The organism is Pseudonocardia ailaonensis, assembly GCF_039531635.1.
GTDB lineage: Bacteria > Actinomycetota > Actinomycetes > Mycobacteriales > Pseudonocardiaceae > Pseudonocardia > Pseudonocardia ailaonensis.
Genome location: NZ_BAAAQK010000003.1, coordinates 531,643 through 550,348, shown reverse-complemented (window position 1 = coordinate 550,348; position 18,706 = coordinate 531,643). Strand labels below are relative to the sequence as shown.

General features: G+C 72.4%; 18 protein-coding genes and 1 tRNA gene. 9 read left to right on the top strand and 10 right to left on the bottom strand.

Going from position 1 to position 18,706, the window contains the following annotated elements:
* The first annotated feature begins 60 nt into the window (after window positions 1–60).
* Window positions 61–1,305: a glycosyltransferase family protein gene (locus ABD324_RS05285; RefSeq protein WP_344412911.1), complete on the top strand. Its 1,245-nt coding sequence runs from the start codon at window positions 61–63 to the stop codon at window positions 1,303–1,305.
* A gap of 36 nt (window positions 1,306–1,341) precedes the next feature.
* Here the strand turns inward: ABD324_RS05285 and ABD324_RS05280 are convergent, their stop codons facing one another.
* Complete coding sequence (locus tag ABD324_RS05280) at window positions 1,342–2,460, bottom strand: HNH endonuclease (protein WP_344412909.1); 1,119 nt, start codon at window positions 2,458–2,460, stop codon at window positions 1,342–1,344.
* A gap of 315 nt (window positions 2,461–2,775) precedes the next feature.
* Here ABD324_RS05280 and ABD324_RS05275 point away from each other — a divergent pair, with 315 nt between their 5' ends.
* Window positions 2,776–2,937, top strand: coding sequence for a hypothetical protein (locus tag ABD324_RS05275; protein WP_344412907.1), 162 nt, complete (start codon window positions 2,776–2,778; stop codon window positions 2,935–2,937).
* A gap of 81 nt (window positions 2,938–3,018) precedes the next feature.
* Here ABD324_RS05275 and ABD324_RS05270 read toward each other — a convergent pair whose 3' ends face one another.
* Window positions 3,019–3,801, bottom strand: a complete 783-nt coding sequence (locus tag ABD324_RS05270; RefSeq protein WP_344412905.1) for a hypothetical protein — start codon at window positions 3,799–3,801, stop codon at window positions 3,019–3,021.
* A gap of 160 nt (window positions 3,802–3,961) precedes the next feature.
* Window positions 3,962–4,034, bottom strand: a tRNA-Leu gene (locus ABD324_RS05265).
* A 128-nt stretch (window positions 4,035–4,162) separates the two neighbouring features.
* On the opposite strand from ABD324_RS05265, the gene ABD324_RS05260 reads away from it, so the two are divergent.
* The 6 genes from ABD324_RS05260 to ABD324_RS05235 all read left to right on the top strand — a co-directional run bounded on the left by ABD324_RS05260 (window position 4,163) and on the right by ABD324_RS05235 (window position 10,959).
* Window positions 4,163–4,789 carry an ANTAR domain-containing response regulator gene (locus tag ABD324_RS05260; protein WP_344412903.1) on the top strand — a complete coding sequence of 209 codons (627 nt, stop codon included), beginning with the start codon at window positions 4,163–4,165 and terminating at the stop codon, window positions 4,787–4,789.
* Window positions 4,790–5,194: 405 nt separating this feature from the next.
* Window positions 5,195–6,427: a branched-chain amino acid ABC transporter substrate-binding protein gene (locus ABD324_RS05255; protein WP_344412901.1), complete on the top strand. Its 1,233-nt coding sequence runs from the start codon at window positions 5,195–5,197 to the stop codon at window positions 6,425–6,427.
* 98 nt (window positions 6,428–6,525) lie between these two features.
* Window positions 6,526–7,452: a branched-chain amino acid ABC transporter permease gene (locus tag ABD324_RS05250; RefSeq protein WP_344412899.1), complete on the top strand. Its 927-nt coding sequence runs from the start codon at window positions 6,526–6,528 to the stop codon at window positions 7,450–7,452.
* Entirely contained in the window at window positions 7,449–9,227 is a 1,779-nt protein-coding gene (locus ABD324_RS05245; RefSeq protein WP_344412897.1) for a branched-chain amino acid ABC transporter permease, read from the top strand. Before ABD324_RS05250 ends, ABD324_RS05245 begins: the two co-directional genes overlap by 4 nt.
* Complete coding sequence (locus ABD324_RS05240) at window positions 9,224–10,237, top strand: ABC transporter ATP-binding protein (protein WP_344412895.1); 1,014 nt, start codon at window positions 9,224–9,226, stop codon at window positions 10,235–10,237. The genes ABD324_RS05245 and ABD324_RS05240 overlap by 4 nt, the downstream gene beginning before the upstream one ends.
* Window positions 10,237–10,959 carry an ABC transporter ATP-binding protein gene (locus ABD324_RS05235; protein WP_425565731.1) on the top strand — a complete coding sequence of 241 codons (723 nt, stop codon included), beginning with the start codon at window positions 10,237–10,239 and terminating at the stop codon, window positions 10,957–10,959. The genes ABD324_RS05240 and ABD324_RS05235 overlap by 1 nt, the downstream gene beginning before the upstream one ends.
* 60 nt (window positions 10,960–11,019) lie before the next feature.
* On the opposite strand, the gene ABD324_RS05230 is transcribed toward ABD324_RS05235, so the two are convergent.
* The 7 genes from ABD324_RS05230 to ABD324_RS05200 all read right to left on the bottom strand — a co-directional run bounded on the left by ABD324_RS05230 (window position 11,020) and on the right by ABD324_RS05200 (window position 16,938).
* On the bottom strand, window positions 11,020–11,445 hold the full coding sequence (locus ABD324_RS05230; RefSeq protein WP_344412893.1) for a PaaI family thioesterase: 426 nt from the start codon (window positions 11,443–11,445) through the stop codon (window positions 11,020–11,022).
* Between the two features lie 49 nt (window positions 11,446–11,494).
* Window positions 11,495–12,553, bottom strand: a complete 1,059-nt coding sequence (locus tag ABD324_RS05225; RefSeq protein ID WP_344412891.1) for a DNA glycosylase AlkZ-like family protein — start codon at window positions 12,551–12,553, stop codon at window positions 11,495–11,497.
* Between the two features lie 17 nt (window positions 12,554–12,570).
* Window positions 12,571–13,215 carry a response regulator gene (locus ABD324_RS05220; RefSeq protein ID WP_344412889.1) on the bottom strand — a complete coding sequence of 215 codons (645 nt, stop codon included), beginning with the start codon at window positions 13,213–13,215 and terminating at the stop codon, window positions 12,571–12,573.
* Window positions 13,212–14,339 carry a sensor histidine kinase gene (locus tag ABD324_RS05215; RefSeq protein WP_344412887.1) on the bottom strand — a complete coding sequence of 376 codons (1,128 nt, stop codon included), beginning with the start codon at window positions 14,337–14,339 and terminating at the stop codon, window positions 13,212–13,214. Before ABD324_RS05215 ends, ABD324_RS05220 begins: the two co-directional genes overlap by 4 nt.
* Window positions 14,340–14,348: 9 nt before the next feature.
* A complete protein-coding gene (locus ABD324_RS05210; protein ID WP_344412885.1) occupies window positions 14,349–15,128 on the bottom strand; it encodes a hypothetical protein in 780 nt (259 codons plus the stop codon).
* Window position 15,129: 1 nt separating this feature from the next.
* Window positions 15,130–16,047, bottom strand: a complete 918-nt coding sequence (locus ABD324_RS05205) for an ABC transporter ATP-binding protein (protein WP_344412883.1) — start codon at window positions 16,045–16,047, stop codon at window positions 15,130–15,132.
* A 72-nt stretch (window positions 16,048–16,119) separates the two neighbouring features.
* On the bottom strand, window positions 16,120–16,938 hold the full coding sequence (locus ABD324_RS05200; protein WP_344412880.1) for a class I SAM-dependent methyltransferase: 819 nt from the start codon (window positions 16,936–16,938) through the stop codon (window positions 16,120–16,122).
* A gap of 280 nt (window positions 16,939–17,218) precedes the next feature.
* On the opposite strand from ABD324_RS05200, the gene rpsA reads away from it, so the two are divergent.
* The gene (gene rpsA, locus ABD324_RS05195; RefSeq protein WP_344412878.1) at window positions 17,219–18,697 is read left to right on the top strand and encodes a 30S ribosomal protein S1; all 1,479 of its coding nucleotides are present in this window, start codon (window positions 17,219–17,221) and stop codon (window positions 18,695–18,697) included.
* Window positions 18,698–18,706 lie beyond the last annotated feature (9 nt).

Genomic DNA, 18,706 nt, shown 5'->3' with positions numbered 1-18,706 from the left:
GTGCCTCGGCCCGTCCCGGGGCGGTGGGGCGGCGGGCCGGGACCGCTAGGTTCTCCGCTCATGGAGTCCCCGCGCGACCTCACTGACCCCCGGCAGAACGAGGCGGTGCTCGAGTTCGCCTCCCTCCTGCTCGACGATCCCGGGACGGCTGTCCCGGCTGCGGTCGCCGCGGAGGCGCGGGCGGTCGCGCGGTCCCGGCGCCGGCTCGCCGCGCTCACGGACCCGGTGGCGCTCACGGTCGTGTGGGCGATGTACGGCGAGACCGGCCGCATGGCCACCCGCGAGGAGCACGCGCACGGGGAGGACTTCGTCCGGGTGAAGGTCCGGCAGCTCGACTGGCTCACGGCCGGGCTCCCGAGCGTCACCTGGAGCATCCTCGCCGTGGACGACGGCTGCCCCGACCAGCCGTCGAGCGCGGAGATGATGGCCGGGATCGCCGCCGCGGAGGACTACCCGACGGCGGGGCACCGAGCGGTCTCGGTGGTGCGGCTGGCCGACGTGATCGCCGACGGCCCCTCGATCGGCCCGGCCTTCGACGCGCTGACGTCTCCCGACCAGTCCCGCAAGGGTGGCTCGATCCTCGCGGGGCTGGCACACGCCGTCGCCGCGGGCGCGCAGATCGTCTGCTACACCGACGCGGACCTCTCGGCGAACCTCGCGATGCTGGGCACCCTCGCCGCCCCGATCGTCGAGGGCGACGGCGTGGTCGCGGCCCTCGGCCAGCGCTACGGGATGGAGGGCGCGGTGCTGGTCAAGGCCGACGGCCCCTCGGTCGAGCCGCAGAGCACCGGCGACAAGCCCGACAAGCTGATCGTGCTGTTCCGGCACTTCGTGCGGGCGATGCTGGTGCCGGACCTGGCACACGTCCTCGACACCCAGGCCGGCTTCAAGGCGTTCGACGCCGCCGCCCTGGCACCGGTCCTGCCGCAGATGACCTCGTTCGACGAGACCTTCGACGTCGAGCTGCTGATCCACGTCGCCCAGACCTCCGGGGCACACGCACTGGCCGTCGAGCCGATCGTGTTCACGGAGGACTTCGCCGCCACCAACTTCCCCTCCGTCGACCCCGGGAAGCGGCACCTCGCGATGGTGGAGCAGGTCGTGGGCCTCTACGACCGCCTGGTCGCCCCCGTCGCGCCGGCCACGGGGGAGGCCGCGGAGCTCCTCGACCTGCTGCGGACGCTGGACCTGGAGAGCTACGTCCGGTTGATCGAGGCGCTGCGGGCGGAGGACAAGGGGGACCCGACGCTGTTCGACAGGCGGTGGGGTGTGGAGCACCTGCGGACGATCGTCGCGGGCAAGTAGACCCATCAGGGGCCCGGGGCTGCCCCCGACCGGGCCCTACGGGGGTATCTCCCGCACCAGGTTGTGGAAGGCGCACCGGCCCGCGCCGTTCTCCAGGGTCGTGGAACCGCCCTCCGACCAGCGGTGCAGGTGGTCGAGGTGTTCGATCGGGGCGTCGCAGTGCGGGGCGGTGCAGCGTCCTCGGTCCCGGGACCGGATCACCTCGGCGAGCACCCCGGTGAAGGTGCGCCGGCGGGAGTCGGCGCCGATGACGACGCCCTCCCGGGTGACGAGGCGGCGCCAGGTGGCGCGACCGGGCTCCACCAGGAACTCCGCCGGGACGGGGCCGAAGCCGGGCAGCTCGACCGGCAACGGCCCGCCCGCGGTGTCCACGAGGGACTCCACGGGGACGAGAACCTGCAGCTCCACCGCGGCCGCGGCCTCGGTGGGGGCGGCGCCGGTGAGGCGTTCGACGAGGGTGTCCGCCATGATCTGCCCCCGGGTGCGGGTGACCGGCTCGGACCCGACCCAGTGCTCGGTGACGGCTTTGCGCAGCGCGGCGTAGCAGGTGACTCCCTGTTCGGCGGGGAGGTACGCGCGCAGCAGCGCCATCCCGTCCCCGGCCGGGCTGATCGTGACGTGCCGGTCGCGGCGGGCGGCCCGGGCCCGCTCGGCGAACTTCTCCGGCGCGACCTCGGCGACGATCGTCCGGGCCAGATCGGCGACCCGTCGCAGCCCGAGCGAGGGCAGGTCGTAGGAGGACAGCCGCCGGTCCACCTCGGCGCGCTCGCCGGCGTCGAGCCCTGCCGCCGCGGCGACGATCGCCGCGACCTTCGGCTGGTCGAGCTCCCCGGCGCCGTACGACGTGCGAACCCGGTCCAGCCCGGCGTGCAGGTCGCGCCCGATCCGCAGCTGGGCACGTGCCCGGGTCGGGGATACCCGCAAGGCCCGGCCGAGCCGATCGACCACCGTGGCCTCGACCTGCTCCACCGTGACCTGCTCGGCGGCGATCTGCTCCAGCCGCGCCTCCACCGCGGCACGGGCGAATGCCCGCACCTCCTCGGCGATCTCGGCGTCGATCCTGTTCCGCAGCGCGACCAGCTCGGCGATCCGTGCCGCCTCGGCGGCGGCAGCCGGGACGGGGGTCCCGGGTCGCGGCGCGAGGGCGGTGGTCATGTCCTCGACGATAGTCGACCACGTGTTCGAACGGGCCCGTTTCCGCAGGCAGGAGGCCAGCGGTCGACCAGCCGCGGCGGCTGGAAGGCGAGCGCTCGCCCTCACCAACTGGTTCGCTCGGGATGCAGTTCGTCCGCGCAGAATCGACCGCTCGCCACGGCGCACTGTTCCTCACCACGTGTGCGGAGCGACCAGCCCTACCCGGTGGGCGAGCACCACGGCCCGCAGCCGGTTCCGCACCCCGGGCTTCCGCCAGGATCCGAACAACGTGCGCCACCGACCGCGGTCTCGTCGCGGAAGAGCGCGGACATCTCGATGTCCGACAGGATCCCCGGCCATGGACCGGAGCACCTTCGCTCTCGGGTCGGGCTGGCAGCCAGCTCTGCGGGATCGGTCGGCGGCCAGGAGCAGGGCAGCGCCGAGGGCCGTCCGCAGCTCGCCGACCACGGGCGGCACCTGATCAACCCGAACCGGTGACCGTGATCTTCGTGACGAGCAGCGCCGGCACTGTCGTGCTCCCACCCACGGTGGTGCCGTAGGAGTACGAGCCGACAACGGTCACCTCGGCCTTGAACAGGTCGCCCTCGACGACGTCGGCCAGCTGGCTGCCGAGGTGCCCGCGAGCAGGGTGTTGGTCTCGTAGTCGTACTTCCCGGACGAGCCGGGGTGGTTGACGCCGTCGACGCTGGCTCGGAACTGGTCGCTGCCGGTGGCGGAGTCGAACTGACGGACCCAGCCGTAGACGATGGCCCGCTCACCCTTGTGCTGGTCGGGGTTCTTCGCGATGAGCTGCCACTCGCGGGCGGTGATCGCCTTCGCCGGGCCGGTGGCCGGTATCGCGGGCGGGGCGGTCGTCGCCGGCACCGCGGTGGTCGGAGAGGACCAGGCCCTCGTCGGGCAGAAATAGAGCACGGCGTTGGCGACGATGGTCTCGGCCGCACCCTGGCTGACCTTCCGGTAGGCGGCCAGGTCCTTCACCACCTGCGAGCGCACAGCCCCCGCGGGCTGGCTGCACACGGCGCGGCCGATGCTCAGCAGGCTGGCGTCGTCGAACTGCGCGGCGTCGGGGGAGACGGTGCGGACGGCTGCGAGGTAGGCCGGCTCGCCGGTCGCGGGCCTGGGCGTGCTGGTCGTGATGCCGCTGCCTGCCGACAGGGCACTGCCTCGCGCGTTGCCCAGGGTGATCCCGACCACCACGGCGACGACCACGAGAACGCCGAAGATGCTGAAGGGGATCCACCGGCGCTGCGGCGTCGTGGGGTCGGTCGGGACCCGCTGGTGGGGGACCTCGCCGACCGGGGCGACGTGCGTCACCCGCTCGGTCGGTGGCTCGGTGTCCATGCCGGACCAGTCGCCGCGCGTGTCGGCGAGGTTACGCGCGGTATGTCCAGATCATCAGGATTGTGGATCGCGCGGCGCCACGGAGCGGCACCCTCGCGGCCTGCCGGGACGGCACCAGGGCGATGCTGATCGCGGGAGCCGCGTTCCGCCTGGTGGTACGTGCCCCCGGTGGGATTCGAACCCACACCGTACGGATTTTGAGTCCGCTGCCTCTGCCGTTGGGCTACGGGGGCGGCTGTGGCCGACTGTGTTCTCGATCGCCTCGGGCGGGATCACACGAGTCGGGCAACCTGTTGGCAACCTTATCGCCGCTACCCTGGGAGCCTCCGCTCGACCCGTACCGGAAAGAGGAGATACTCCCGTGAGCCAGCCAGTGTCCGCAGACGAGACGACCGACGGTCCTGCCGCCGGCTGGCGGGTCCTCGTGGTCGAGGACGAGGCGCTGATCCGCCTCGACCTGACCGAGATGCTCGGGGAAGAGGGCTACCGGATCGCCGGTGAGGCGCCCGACGGCGAGGCCGCCATCGAGATGGCGCGCGAGCTGCGGCCCGATCTGGTGATCATGGACGTCAAGATGCCCAAGAAGGACGGCATCGAGGCGGCGGCCACGATCGTCGACGAGAAGATCGCCCCGGTCGTCATGCTCACCGCGTTCAGCCAGCGGGACCTCATCGAGCGGGCGCGCGACGCCGGCGCGATGGCGTACCTGGTGAAGCCGTTCGCGCGGCACGAGCTGGTGCCGGCCATCGAGCTCGCCGTCTCCCGGTTCGCCGAGAAGCGTGCGCTCGAGGACGAGGTGGCCTCGCTCAACGACCGCTTCGAGACCCGCAAGGTCGTCGACCGGGCCAAGGGCCTGCTGATGACCAAGCAGAGCATGACCGAGCCCGAGGCCTTCCGCTGGATCCAGCGCACCGCGATGGACCGGCGCACCACGATGAAGGCGGTCGCCGAGGCCGTCATCGAGGGGCTGGCGCCCGCCAAGGGCTGACCCTCCGCGTCGTCCGACAGGGCCGCCCCGGCATCACGCCGGGGCGGCCCTTGTCGTGTGCGTCCGATCGGGTGGTTCTCGATCATGGGGGAACGCTCTCGTTACTCGCCGGTAATGACCCTGGCCAATGTGTGATGTCCGACTCGTGGTAAGGGAATCTCCGCAGGTCAGAGCCTCGTGGCTTGATAACGATATGATAACAAGCGACTGACGGTAAAACCGTCCTGACGCTGGGTGATATCCGGTTGCGGTCTGGTAAAGCTGCCCGCCGCCGTGATGACGGCACCCCCGCGGGTGACCTAACGTCCGCGACGCTCTCGGCAGCCACCGGGAGTGGGGCGGGTCGATTTCGGGGGACCGTCACCGGATGTTCTCGGCAACGTGGTTGGCACGGAAGGACATGACATGAGTCGGACGCGGAAGGTCGCAGCGACCGCCGCCCTGCTCGCGGGCGCCCTCGCGCTCACCGCGTGCAGCACCAACCGGACCGAGGCCTCGGGCGGGGGCGGAGGCTCCTCCTGCGACACCAGCAAGGGAACGCTGGTCGTCGGCTTCATCGCCCCGCTCTCGGGCAGCCTCTCGGCCCTGGGCCTGGGCATGAAGAACTCGACGGACCTCGCGGTCAACCAGGCCAACCAGAAGTGCACGGTGCCGGGCTACAAGCTCGCCCTGCAGGCCGAGGACGACCAGGCCACCGCGCAGATCGCGGCCCAGGCCGCGACCAAGCTGGCCTCGGACCCGAACGTCGTCGGCGTCATCGGGACGCTGAACTCCTCGACGGCGCAGTCGGTCGCGCCGATCCTGGCGCAGAAGAAGATCGTCGAGATCTCGCCGGCGAACACCAACCCGGCGCTGACCCAGGGCGACAACGCGGCGGCGCCGACGCGGCCGAACGCCACCTACTTCCGCACCGCGACCACGGACGCCATCCAGGGCCCGTTCGCCGCGCAGTACCTGGTGCAGAAGGCCGGCAAGAAGAAGATCGCGGTCATCGACGACGGCAAGACCTACGGCGCCGGTCTGGCCAGCGCGTTCGCCGCCGAGGCGCAGAAGCTCGGCGCCACGATCGTGGCCCAGGCGAAGGTCGGCGAGAAGGACACCGACTTCTCCGGCGTGATCACCCAGATCCGCGGTGCCGCCCCGGACGCGGTCTACTACGGCGGTGAGTACCCGGTCGCCGGCCCGCTGTCGAAGCAGCTGGCCGACGCGGGCCTCAACGTCCCGCTGATGGGCGGCGACGGCATCGTCGACAAGACCTACGTGTCGCTCGGCGGCCGCACCGGCGACCTGGCGACCAACGTCGGTGCCCCGCCGGAGCAGCAGCCCAGCGCCAAGGCGTTCCTCGACGCGTACGCCGCGGCCGGCTACAAGGACGCCTACAGCGCGTACGGCGCCCTGACCTACGACGCCGCGAACGTGCTGATCGCCGGTCTCTCGAAGGCCGTCGCCAACGGCACCTTCTCCGACGCCACCCGGGACGGGCTGCTCTCGGCGGTCCAGGCCACCAACCTCCAGGGTGCGACCGGATCCGTCTCCTTCGACAAGTTCGGTGACACCACCAACAAGGTGCTCACCGTGTACTCGGTGAAGGACGGTTCGTTCCAGCCGCTGGAGACGGGGACCTACCCGGCCAGCTGACGCGGACCCCGGCCCGGGGCACGTCACGGAAAGTCCGCGAGCGGGGACGGGATCACCTCCCGTCCCCGCTCGCGCACGCGGGCGGAGGAGACCCCCGTTTGTCCATTTTCCTGTCCCAGATCGCGAACGGGCTGGTCTTCGGCTCGCTGATCGCGCTCATCGCACTCGGCTACACGATGGTCTACGGGATCATCACGCTGATCAACTTCGCGCACGGCGAGATCTTCATGGTCGGCGCGTACGGCGGGCTGGCCACCCTCACCTACATCGTCCCGGCGGCCGTGGCGACGAAGTGGTACTTCGCCCTGCCGATCGCCCTCGTCGCGGGCGCCCTGGTGTCGATGCTGATCGCGATCGCCATGGAGCGCTTCGCCTACCGCCCGCTGCGCAACGCACCGCGCCTGGCGCCGCTGATCACCGCTCTCGGGGTGTCGGTGGCGCTGCAGGAGGCCATGCGCGTGTTCTACCCGGGCGCCACCGCGGCGCTCCCGTTCCCGCCGCTGTTCGTCCAGGGCGCGCTGGTCATCCCGATCGGGGACGGGGTGCCGATCCGCTACTCGGGCATCCTGCTGGTCGTCGTCTCGCTGGTGCTCGCCTTCGCGCTGGAGCGCTTCATCGAGCAGACCCGGATGGGCCGCGCCATGCGGGCCACCTCGCAGGACCGTGACGTCGCCCGCCTGATGGGCATCGACCCGGACCGCGTCATCGTGCTCACCTTCGCCATCGGCGGGGCGCTGGCCGGCGTCGCCGGGGTGCTCTACGGCAGCTACCTGAACAACGTCAACATCGACATGGGCTTCCAGAACGGCATCTTCGCCTTCACCGCGGCCGTGCTCGGCGGCATCGGCAACATCCGCGGCGCGGTCGTCGGCGGCCTGGTGATCGGCCTGGTCAAGGCCCTCGGCGGGCAGTACCTGCCGGGCGGGACCGCCTACGACTACGTGTGGATCTTCGTGGTCCTCATCATCGTCCTGGTGTTCCGGCCCCAGGGCTTCTTCGGCGAGTCCGAGCGGGTGAGGGCATGACCACCACCGTGGAGGAGACCGCTCCGGCGGCCGCTCCCGGTCCGGTCCACACCGGACGGATGGGCGGTCTGCTGACCGCGCTGGCGCCGCGCTCGACACCCGTCATGATCGTCGGCGGGGTGCTGGCGATCGTCGGCGCCTACCTGCCGTGGGTCACCTTCGTGCTCAACGAGGGGGCCTATCCGGAGAAGGCGACGCTGAACTTCTTCGTCGCGCCCTTCGGGGTCAGCGGGTTCCGGCTGCACCTGCTGATCCTCGGCGTGGCCGCGATCGTCGTCGCGGCGCTGCCCCGGATCCCCGCGCGGCACCGGATCGTGCGCGGGCTGGGCATCGGCGTCGTCGCCGTGTCCCTGCTCAACGGCCTGTGGATCACCGTCTCCGGCGGTGGCCTCGGTGCGATCACCGCGGCCGACGGTGCCGTCGCCTTCGGCGCGATCGCCGCGCTGATCGGCGGCATCGTGCTGATGCTGGGCGCGGCCTCCGGCGGGCTGGAGCCCAAGCCGGTGTGGGAGTGGCAGCTGCCCTGGTGGGTGGAGTGGCTCCTGCTGCTGGTCGTCTTCGCCGTCGTGCTGCTGCTGGTCGCCGAGGTGCTGACGAGCGGTGGTCAGGGCGGCGTCGTCAATCCCTATGCCGGGGTGGTGTTCCTGTCGCTGCTCGCGGCACTGGTGGGCGCGTTTGCCGCGCTCAACGCGTCCGGCCTGCTCACCTGGGTCGGCGTGGTGTCCGAGCGGCACCGGCTCTTCAGCGTGATCGTGCTGCTCGTCTGCGCGCTCGTGCTGCCGCTGACCAGCGCCGGCACCGAGTACTGGATGACGGTGGCGTCGAACATCGGCGTCTACGCGGCCACGGCGATCGGGCTCAACATCGTCGTCGGGCTGGCGGGCCTGCTGGACCTCGGGTACGTCGCGTTCCTGGGCATCGGCGCCTTCGTGGCGGCGAACTTGTCCGGCGCCGCCGCCTCGCAGATCGGCATCCACGTGCCGTTCCTGCTGGTCATGGTGATCTCGGCGGTCGTGGCCGGCATCTTCGGCGCCATCGTCGGCTCGCCCACGCTGCGGGTGCGGGGCGACTACCTCGCCATCGTCACCCTGGCCTTCGGCGAGATCTTCGTGCGCAGCGCGCAGAACAACATCGGCGGGCTGACGGGTGGCGCCAACGCCATCCCGAACATCCCGGCGGTCGGGCTGGGGGACTTCAAGTTCTCGGACTCGATCACGATCGGCTCGCTCCGGCTGCCCAGTGGCGTCATGTACTACGTCGCCATCGTGCTGCTCGTCGCCGCCGTGATGCTCGTGTTCGCGAACCTGAAGAACTCGCGGCTCGGGCGGGCCTGGGTCGCCATCCGTGAGGACGAGGACGCGGCCGCGGCCATGGGCATCCGCACCGGGCCCATCAAGATCCTCGCCTTCCTCATCGGCGCCACGCTGGCCGGCTTCGCCGGCGCCTTCTTCGCCCACAAGACCGGCGTCGTCGCGTACGACTCGTTCCGCTTCCTGGAGTCCGTGACGCTGCTGTCGGCGGTCATCCTGGGGGGCATGGGCACGATCCCCGGCGCCGTGCTCGGCGCCTCGATCCTGTTCGTGCTGCCCGAGAAGCTGCGCGAGTTCTCGGACTACCGGCTGCTGATCTTCGGTATCGCCCTGGTGCTGATCATGCGGTTCCGGCCGCAGGGCATCATCGCCGACCGGCACCGCAAGGCGGAGCTGGCGGACGACGATCCCGAGGACGTCGCCCGCGAGGCACCCGGGGCCCTGCCGACGGAGGTGAAGCCGTGAGCGAGCGAGCGAGCGAACCATCGGCCCAGGAGGACCAGGGCGAGACGCTGCCCGAGCTCGCGACACCGCCGGAGGAGGTCGTGGCCGAGCTCGCGGAGGACATGCGCGACGCCCCCACCACCGCCACGGGCGCCCGGGGGCCGATCCTGGAGTCCGCCGGCGTCTCGATGGTCTTCGGCGGCCTGCGGGCGCTCAACGAGGTGACCTTTTCCCTCAAGGAGGGGGAGATCATCGGGCTGATCGGGCCCAACGGGGCGGGGAAGACCACGTTCTTCAACTGCCTCACCGGTCTGTACACGCCGACGTCGGGCGCGGTCACGCTGCGCGGCAGGCCGATGCCCCAGGACCCGGCCCGGGTGACCGAGGCGGGCGTGGCGCGGACGTTCCAGAACATCCGGCTCTTCCCGTCCATGACGGCCACGGAGAACGTCCTGGTCGGCCGGCACGTGCGGATGAAGCAGGGACCGATCTCGTCGCTGCTGCACGGGCCGCGGTTCCGGCGCAGCGAGGCGGAGGCCCTGGACCGGGCGGAGAAGCTGCTCGCCTTCGTGGGGCTGAGCAGGTTCTCGGACGAGCTGGCGCGCAACCTGCCCTACGGCGACCAGCGGCGCCTCGAGATCGCCCGGGCGCTGGCGACGGACCCGTCGGTGCTGCTGCTCGACGAGCCCACGGCCGGCATGAACGCCCAGGAGACCGAGGCCACCCGGCAGCTGATCTTCGCGATCCGGGACCTCGGCGTGTCGGTCGTGGTCATCGAGCACGACACGAAGTTCATCTTCACCTTGTGCGACAGGGTGCTGGTGCTGGTGCAGGGCGAGCTGCTGGTCGAGGGCTCGCCGGACGAGGTGCGGGGCGACCCGCGCGTCGTCGAGGCGTACCTGGGTGCCCCGCCGGACGAGGTCGAGGCGCAGCTGCAGACCGGGGCGGGCCCCGCATCCGACCCAGCGGCGGGCCCCGCGTCCGACCCGGCGGCGAGCCCCGCATCCGATGCCGTGGAGAGTGAGTCCTGATGGCGTTCCTCGAGGTCCGCGACCTGGTGGTCGCCTACGGGGCCATCCAGGCGGTGCGTGGGGTGTCGTTCGACGTCGAGCAGGGACAGATCGTGTCCCTGATCGGCTCGAACGGCGCCGGGAAGACGACGACCCTGCGCACCCTGTCCGGCCTGCTCCGCACGGTGTCCGGGACGATCACCTTCGACGGCACCGCGATCCAGAAGCGGCCGGCGCACGAGATCCTCTCCATGGGCATGGCGCACAGCCCGGAGGGCCGGCGGCTGTTCGCGCGCATGACCGTCGAGGAGAACCTCCGCCTCGGTGCGTACACGCGCAAGGACGAGGACGGCATCCAGAAGGACATGCAGCGGGTCTACGACCTGTTCCCGGTGCTGGGGGAGCGGCGCGGCAACAAGGCGGGCCTGTTCTCCGGCGGCGAGCAGCAGATGCTCGCGATCGGCCGGGCGCTGATGTCGCGGCCGAAGCTGCTCATGCTCGACGAGCCCTCCATGGGGCTCTCGCCGATCATGACCCAGCTGATCTTCTCCACGGTCAGGGAGCTGCGCGACGAGGGCACCACGGTGCTGCTCGTGGAGCAGAACGCCCTTGCGGCCCTTGCCCTCTCGGACCAGGCCTACGTGATCGACCTGGGTCGCACCACGCTGTCCGGGACGGGCCACGAGCTCCTCGCGGACCCGCGGGTCCAGGAGGCCTACCTGGGCGAGGGCGCGAGCGCCTGACCGACGGCCGTTGAGCGACGGCGCTCTCGTTCACCAGATGTGAGCGAGGGCGCCGTTCGCTCAGCCGGCCGGGCGGGTGTCGCGGTGCAGGCAGGTGAGCTTGGCGGTGCAGGTGCGGCGGCCCTGGTCGTCCGTCAGCACGATCTCGTGCGTGGAGGTGCTGCGGCCGACGTGGAGCGGGCGGGCCACGCCGGTGACCCAGCCCTCCGTCGCGGCGCGGTGGTGGGTGCAGGCGAGCTCCAGGCCCACGGGGAAGCGTTCGGGCAGCGAGTGCAGCGCGGCGAGCACCGAGCCCAGGGTCTCGGCGAGGACGCCGGAGGCGCCGCCGTGCAGGAGGCCGTAGGGCTGGCGGTTGCCCTCGACGGGCATCCGGCCGCGGACCTCCTCGAGGGTCGCGGAGAGGATCTCGATCCCCATGCGGTCGTTCAGCTGGCCGGGAGCGATGTCGCCGGGCAGGGAGGGGAGCTGGGAGGCGTCGATCGGCACCCGCCGAGTATGCCCCGCGGCCGTTCCGCCGCCCGTGGGGCGGGCGCGATCAGGCCCAGCCGACCTCGCCGAGCCGCTCCACCGCGCGGCGGGCGCCGGCCGGGAGCTTTGCGAAGGGCCGCACCACGATCCGCCCGCCCTCCCGCTCCCAGACACCGGCCACCCGTCCGTCCACCACCAGGACGGGGGTGATCCAGCCGGCGGCGCGGCTGACCTCCTTCTCCCGGCCCTCGGGGACGGCGTGGCGGCGGTGCGAGAGCGGCGCGATCGTCCAGGGATCGAAGCCGGGCAGCAGGAACGGGCCGTCCGCGGGGTGGTCGCCGTCGGCGGGGGTGGCGGCGAGCTCGTCGGCGTCGGCGGGATCGAGCAGGAACCCCGGCTCGCCGTCGATCTCCACCCCGACCCGCTCCGCGCCCCTCAGCCGGCGCCGGGCCGGTGCGGGCTGCTCGCCCCACCAGCGCGCCACGTCCTCGACGGTCACCGGCCCGTTCGCGGCGAGGAACCGGGTGAGGGCGGCCTGCTCCGCCTCGGCGGGATCGTGCTGGTCGAGCGGGCGGCCGAGCAGCCCGGCGGGGGAGACGAAGGTGCCGTCGGGTCCCGAGCAGAGGTAGCCGCGGGCGGCGGCGGGCTTGAGCAGCACGCCCCAGCCCTTGCCCATCGCCTCGGCGATCTCCGGCCGGCCCAGGTCGTCGACGACCCGCTCGACCAGCTCGGCCCGGGTGAGCGGCTCGGCGCCGAGGACCCGCCCGATGGAGGCCGTGACGGCGTGGAGGGTGTCGCCGTCGACGCCGTTCTCGCGCTCGAAGGACGGCGGGAAGCGGCGCCGGGACTCCCGCTCGGTCAGGGCGGCGCACCACAGCCCCAGCTCGTCCGCGGGCAGCAGGTGCAGGGTGCCGCGCATCGCCCAGGTCCGGACCAGCGTGCGATCGGCCAGCGCGTCGTCGACACCCGTGGCGCCGCGAAGCGCCGCGATCCCGGTGCTGCAGGAGGCGACCTGGGCGTGGATGCCGCCGACCCGGCGGGCGACCTCCACGGGATCGGGCTCCCCGGTCGTCAGCAGCTGCCGTACGGCGCGCCATCGGGTGACCTGCCGCCAGGTGATCCGCATCGGCCCAGTCTGCCCGCTCAGGCCTCGAGGTAGCGCAGGATGGCCAGGACGCGGCGGTTGTAGTCGCCGTCGTGGGGCAGGTCGAGCTTGTCGGCGATCGCGGCGAGGTGCTTCTCCACCGTGCTGAGGGCGAGGTGCAGGCGGTTCGCGATCGCCTGGTTGGCAAAGCCCTGGGCGAGGTGGTCGAGCACCTCGCGCTCGCGCGGGCTGAGCCGGGCGAGGGCGTCGTGGTGGGAGGTGCGGGCCAGCAGCTGGCGGACGACCTCGGGATCGAACGCCGCCCCGCCCTCTCCGACGCGCTGCAACGCACCGAGGAACTCCGCCACGTCGGCGACCCGGTCCTTGAGCAGGTAGCCGAGCCCCTCGGGGGCGCCGCCGAGCAGCCGGGCGGCGTAGTGCTTCTCGACGTACTGGGACAGGACGAGCACCCCGACGCCGGGGACCTCTGCGCGGATCCGCAGGGCGGCGCGCACGCCCTCGTCGCTCTGGCCCGGCGGCATCCGGACGTCGACGACCGCCACGTCCGGGCGCTCGCGGGCGACGGCGTCGAGGAGCGCCGCGGCGTCCCCCACGGCGGCCACCACCTCGTGCCCGGCGTCGGTGAGCAGGTGGACCAGGCCCTCGCGGAGCAGGACCGAGTCCTCGGCGAGGACGATCCTCACGAGTCACCTGCCCGGTCCGCGCGAGGCAGGACGGCGGTGATCTCCGTCGGTCCGCCGGCGGGGCTGACGACCGTGAACGTGCCATCCAGTGCGCTCACCCGGCGGGCGAGCCCCCGCAGCCCCTGGCCGTCGGGCGAGGCGCCGCCGCGGCCGTCGTCCGACACGACCACGGTGGTCGTCGTGGGCGTCTCGGCGACCACCACGACGACGTCGCGAGCGCCGGAGTGCTTGACCGCGTTGGTGATCGCCTCCCGGACCACGAAGTACAGCGCGGTCTCTACCTCGGACACCGGACGTGCCGACAGTCGATGGTGCACGGTCACCGGGAGTGCGGATCGTTCCGCGACCCCGGCCAGCGCGGCGTGCAGGCCCAGCTCGTCCAGCGCCGTCGGATAGATCCGCCAGGCGACCTCGCGCGCCTCGTCGAGGAGGCCGCGCGCCTCGGTCCAGGCCTGGTCGACCAGCCCCGCGGCGGCCGCCGGATCGGCGCTGTGCCGGGCCCTCCCGAGCAGCATCGCGACCGCCACCCCGCGCTGCTGGACGCCGTCGTGCAGGTCCCGTTCGATCCGGCGCCGCTCCTCGTCGATAGCCGCGAGCATGCCGGAACGGGTGCTCGCCAGCTCGTCGATGCGGCGGCGCAGCCGCTCGCGCTCGCCGGGGCCGAGCAGGGCGTAGGTGAGCCGGCGCTCAACCGCGCCCACCCCCAGGGCCACCCCGAGCGCGACGAGCACCACGAGGACGCCGTTGGCGATCCCGAGAGTCGCGCTGGAGGTCAGGATGCGGATGCCGGGCAGCACCACCGGCACCGTGTTGGCCTCGCCGGCGAGAGCCTGCCAGATCCCACCGACGAGCAGGAGCAGGCCGACGAACAGCGGCGTCGCGATCAGGTAGCCGCCGGCCAAGCCGGTGACCGCCCGCGCGGCGAGGAACCGCGCCCGGCCCGCGCCGTCCCTGACGTCCCGGTCGAACCAGCGGGCCAGCCGGGCCGCCTCGGCACGGCCGAGCAGGGCCAGCACCCGTCCCCGGGCGCCGGGCGGCCACACGAGCAGCAGGGCCAGGGCCTCGGCGACCGCGAGGGGCACCCCAACCACGACGCCGACCAGCGTGCCAGCCCGCCGCCCCATGCCGGCAGCCTAGAGGTCGCGCCCGTGGAACACGGCCGCGCCGAGGCCGAGGGCGGCCGCCGTCCAGCCGGCCAGCCACGCGAGCCCCTCGAGGGGCGGGTAGTCCAGCAACGGGCCCACTGGGGTGCCGGTGCTACCCAGGAAGGCCAGCCCCGCACCCGTCGGCAGGCGCAGGGCCAGCTCGACGAGTGGTGCGGACCCGGTCGAGGCGAGCAGCAGCGGCAGCGCGAACAGCAGTGCGAACAGCAGCGCCAGGGTGCCCGCGGCGTGCCGGACCGCGACCGCAACCCCGACGGTCAGCAGCGCGACCAGGGCCGCGAAGCAGCCGAGCCGTAGCAGGTCCGCGACGACCGGTCCGAGGGGAAGCCCCGCGGGGCCGCCGAAGGGTTCCAGCCGGAGGAACTCGCGGACGACCACCGCGGTGACCAGCCCGCCCAGCACCGTCGCGACGGCGGCGGACGAGGCGACGACGACCGCCTGCGCCAGCAGGAACCGGCCGCGGCGGGGGACCGCCTGCACGGACGCACGGACGCCACCGGAGGCGTACTCCGCCGTGACCGGGAGCATCGCCAGCGCGACGATCCCGACCTGGAAGAGCACCGCGCCGTCGACGACCGGGGCGGTCGCGGCGAACGTGCCGCCCCGCCCCGTGGCCCGGTCGGCGCCGAAGGTCAGCGCCGCCATGCCCATCAGCACGCCGGTCCCGACCAGGCACCACCAGGTCGACCGGACCGTGCGGAACCGCGCCCACTCGGCACCGACCGCTCGGAGCGTCGCTGTCGTCGTCATCTCAGGCCACCTCGGTAGGTGCGGCACCGAACTCGATGCTGCGCGCGGTCAACTCCTGGTACGCCTGCTCCAGCGACGCCTCGCGCAGCCGGAGCTCGTGCAGCCGGATGCCGGCCTCGTGGGCCACGTCGCCCACCCGCTCGACCGCGAGACCGGTGACGACGAGCCGGCACTCGTCCAGCCGCTCGACGGCACCGCCCGCGGTGCGGAGCCGCGCGGCCAGGTCGCCGGCATGCGGGCTGCGGACCGTGACGGCGGTGAGCGGGCTCCTGGCCAGCACCTCGGTGAGCGGGGCGTCGGCGAGCAGCCGGCCCTTGCCGAGGACGACGAGGTGGTCGGCCGTCGCCTGCATCTCGCTCATCAGGTGGCTGGAGACGAAGACCGTGCGGCCCTCGGCGGCCATCCGGCGGGCCAGGCCGCGGAACCAGCGCACCCCGTTCGGGTCCAGCCCGTTGACCGGCTCGTCGAAGATCAGGATCTCCGGGTCGCCGAGCAGGGCGGCCGCGATGCCGAGGCGCTGGCCCATGCCCAGCGACAGGGTGCCCGCCCGCCTGCGGGCGACCGGCCCGAGCCCGACCGTCTCGACGACCTCGTCGGCCCGCCGGCGAGGGATGCCGTTGCTGCGCGCGAGTGACCGCAGGTGCGCGCGGACGCTGCGGCCCGGGTGCACGGCGCGGGCGTCGAGCAGCGCGCCGACGACCCGCAGGGGCTCGGCGAGGTCCCGGTAGCGGCGGCCGAGGACGAGCGCCCGGCCTGCGGTCGGCAGGTCGAGCCCGACGATCGCCCGCATCGTGGTCGACTTCCCGGCGCCGTTGGGCCCCAGGAACCCGGTGACGCGGCCGGGCCGGACCGTGACGGTCAGGTGGTCGACCGCGAGCCGGTCTCCGTAGCGCTTCGTCAGTCCTTCGAGCGTGATCACGACGGTCGACGGTAGGGACCGGCCCGGCCGGGCGGCACCGTGCATCCCGCCCGCTCCGGTAGCGGAAAACCGCTATCCGGGCCGGTGGGTCACGAAGATCGCGGTGCCGGGGAAGAGCGCGCCGCGCAGCGGCGACCACTGGCCCCAGATCCGCTCGTGCCCCTCGGGCCACTCCGGCTCCACGACGTCGTCGAGGACCAGGCCCGCGGCGACGACGTCGCGCACGCGGTCGCCGATCGTCCGGTGGTGCTCGACGTAGGTGGCCCGGCCCCCGCCGTCGACCTCCAGGTAGGGGGTCCGGTCGAAGTACGACTGGGTGACGGTCAGCCCATCCGGCCCGGGGTCGTCGGAGAACATCCAGCGCATGGGGTGGTTCACCGCGAACACCCAGCGGCCGCCGGGCCTCAGCACCCGGTGCACCTCGCGCATCACCCGCACCGGCTCGGCCACGAAGGGCACCGCGCCGAAGGCCGAGCAGGCGAGGTCGAAGGACGCGTCGGCGAACGGCAGGTGCTCGGCGCCGGCCTGCACGAGCGGGACGCCGATCCCGGTGGCGCGGTTGAGCTCCGCCGCCGCGGCGAGCATGCCGCGGGACAGGTCGAGGGCCACCGCGTGCGCGCCCCGGGCCGCCAGCCAGCGAGAACACGGCGCGGAACCGGCCCCGACCTCGAGCACCCGCTTCCCGTCGACCTCGCCCAGCAGCCGCACGTCGGCCTCGTGCAGACCCTCGGGGCACCAGACGAACTCGGCGTCGCCGATGTCGCGGGCGTGCTCGGTGAGGTAGTCCGTCGCGTCGGCGTCCCACCAGGCCCGGCTGGCCCGTTCGGACTCCGCGGAACCCACCTCACGGCGGGCCACCCCGGCCGTCCCCAGAAGCTCCTCGGCGCTCATCGCACACCCGTGTTCACGTGCCGGATCGTCCCAGTTCGGGAGGGGGGACCCGCATTGCCCCACTGATCGGCGTCCGCGTAGCATGGTCCGTAGCTCGGGGTCAACGTGCGCGTCCGCCGGTCAGAGGGGCGTCGCGGGTCTTGCTAGTCCTGGACACGGCTCCCGGGAATCGACGAACAAAGGTGACTGTTCCACGTTTCATCCAGTCACGGCCACACCCACCGAACGGCCGCCCGTGACGCGGCCACTACCGAAATCATCCACCGGAGCACCCCACTACATGTCCACCGACACCACCGCCGCCCCGACCAGCACGACCCCGCAGGTCGCCATCAACGACATCGGGTCGGAGGAGGACTTCCTCGCCGCCATCGACCTGACGATCAAGTACTTCAACGATGGCGACATCGTCGAAGGCACCATCGTCAAGGTCGACCGTGACGAGGTCCTGCTCGACATCGGCTACAAGACCGAGGGCGTCATCCCGTCGCGGGAGCTCTCGATCAAGCACGACGTCGACCCTGCCGACGTCGTCGAGGTCGGCGAGTTCGTCGAGGCCCTCGTCCTCCAGAAGGAGGACAAGGAAGGCCGGCTGATCCTGTCCAAGAAGCGCGCGCAGTACGAGCGCGCCTGGGGCACGATCGAGGCCCTCAAGGAGGCCGACGAGCCGGTCGAGGGCACCGTGATCGAGGTCGTCAAGGGCGGCCTGATCCTGGACATCGGCCTCCGCGGCTTCCTCCCCGCCTCGCTGGTCGAGATGCGCCGCGTGCGCGATCTGCAGCCGTACGTCGGCCGCAAGATCGAGGCCAAGATCATCGAGCTGGACAAGAACCGCAACAACGTGGTCCTGTCCCGCCGCGCCTGGCTGGAACAGACCCAGTCCGAGGTCCGCAGCGAGTTCCTCAACCAGCTGGCCCGCGGCCAGGTGCGCAAGGGCGTCGTCTCCTCGGTGGTCAACTTCGGTGCGTTCGTCGACCTCGGTGGGGTCGACGGCCTGGTGCACGTCTCCGAGCTGTCCTGGAAGCACATCGACCACCCGTCCGAGGTCGTCGAGGTGGGCCAGGAGGTCACCGTCGAGGTCCTCGACGTCGACCTGGACCGCGAGCGCGTCTCCCTGTCGCTGAAGGCGACGCAGGAGGACCCGTGGCGCCTGTACGCCCGGACCCACGCGATCGGCCAGATCGTCCCGGGCAAGGTCACCAAGCTCGTCCCGTTCGGTGCGTTCGTGCGCGTCGAGGAGGGCATCGAGGGCCTGGTGCACATCTCCGAGCTGGCCGAGCGCCACGTGGAGATCCCGGAGCAGGTCGTCCAGGTGGGCGACGACGCGATGGTCAAGGTCATCGACATCGACCTCGACCGGCGCCGCATCTCGCTGTCGCTCAAGCAGGCCAACGAGGGCATGACGGTCGACACCGAGTTCGACCCCACGCGCTACGGCATGGCGGCGGAGTACGACGACCAGGGGAACTACATCTACCCCGAGGGCTTCGACGTCGAGACCGGCGACTGGAAGGAAGGCTTCGAGGAGGCCCGCTCCGTCTGGGAGAAGCAGTACGCGGAGGCGCACGAGCGCTACGAGCAGCACATGACGCAGATCCGCAAGGCCGCCGAGGCCGACGCGGAGGCTGCCGTCGAGGGCGCGACCGGCACGAACTACTCGTCCGGTGGTGACACCGAGCAGCAGGCGCAGAGCGGCGGCTCGCTCGCCAGCGACGAGCAGCTCGCGGCCCTTCGCGAGAAGCTGTCCGGCGGCGCGTGACACGCTGAT

What these genes read in the sequence shown, in the direction of transcription:
- ABD324_RS05285 (WP_344412911.1), top strand. Translation starts at nt 61, where the DNA reads ATGGAGTCCCCGCGCGACCTCACTGACCCCCGGCAGAACGAGGCGGTG.
- ABD324_RS05280 (WP_344412909.1), bottom strand. Translation starts at nt 2,460, where the DNA reads ATGACCACCGCCCTCGCGCCGCGACCCGGGACCCCCGTCCCGGCTGCC.
- ABD324_RS05275 (WP_344412907.1), top strand. Translation starts at nt 2,776, where the DNA reads ATGTCCGACAGGATCCCCGGCCATGGACCGGAGCACCTTCGCTCTCGG.
- ABD324_RS05270 (WP_344412905.1), bottom strand. Translation starts at nt 3,801, where the DNA reads ATGGACACCGAGCCACCGACCGAGCGGGTGACGCACGTCGCCCCGGTC.
- ABD324_RS05255 (WP_344412901.1), top strand. Translation starts at nt 5,195, where the DNA reads ATGAGTCGGACGCGGAAGGTCGCAGCGACCGCCGCCCTGCTCGCGGGC.
- ABD324_RS05245 (WP_344412897.1), top strand. Translation starts at nt 7,449, where the DNA reads ATGACCACCACCGTGGAGGAGACCGCTCCGGCGGCCGCTCCCGGTCCG.
- ABD324_RS05235 (WP_425565731.1), top strand. Translation starts at nt 10,237, where the DNA reads ATGGCGTTCCTCGAGGTCCGCGACCTGGTGGTCGCCTACGGGGCCATC.
- ABD324_RS05225 (WP_344412891.1), bottom strand. Translation starts at nt 12,553, where the DNA reads ATGCGGATCACCTGGCGGCAGGTCACCCGATGGCGCGCCGTACGGCAG.
- ABD324_RS05215 (WP_344412887.1), bottom strand. Translation starts at nt 14,339, where the DNA reads ATGGGGCGGCGGGCTGGCACGCTGGTCGGCGTCGTGGTTGGGGTGCCC.
- ABD324_RS05210 (WP_344412885.1), bottom strand. Translation starts at nt 15,128, where the DNA reads ATGACGACGACAGCGACGCTCCGAGCGGTCGGTGCCGAGTGGGCGCGG.
- ABD324_RS05200 (WP_344412880.1), bottom strand. Translation starts at nt 16,938, where the DNA reads ATGAGCGCCGAGGAGCTTCTGGGGACGGCCGGGGTGGCCCGCCGTGAG.
- rpsA (WP_344412878.1), top strand. Translation starts at nt 17,219, where the DNA reads ATGTCCACCGACACCACCGCCGCCCCGACCAGCACGACCCCGCAGGTC.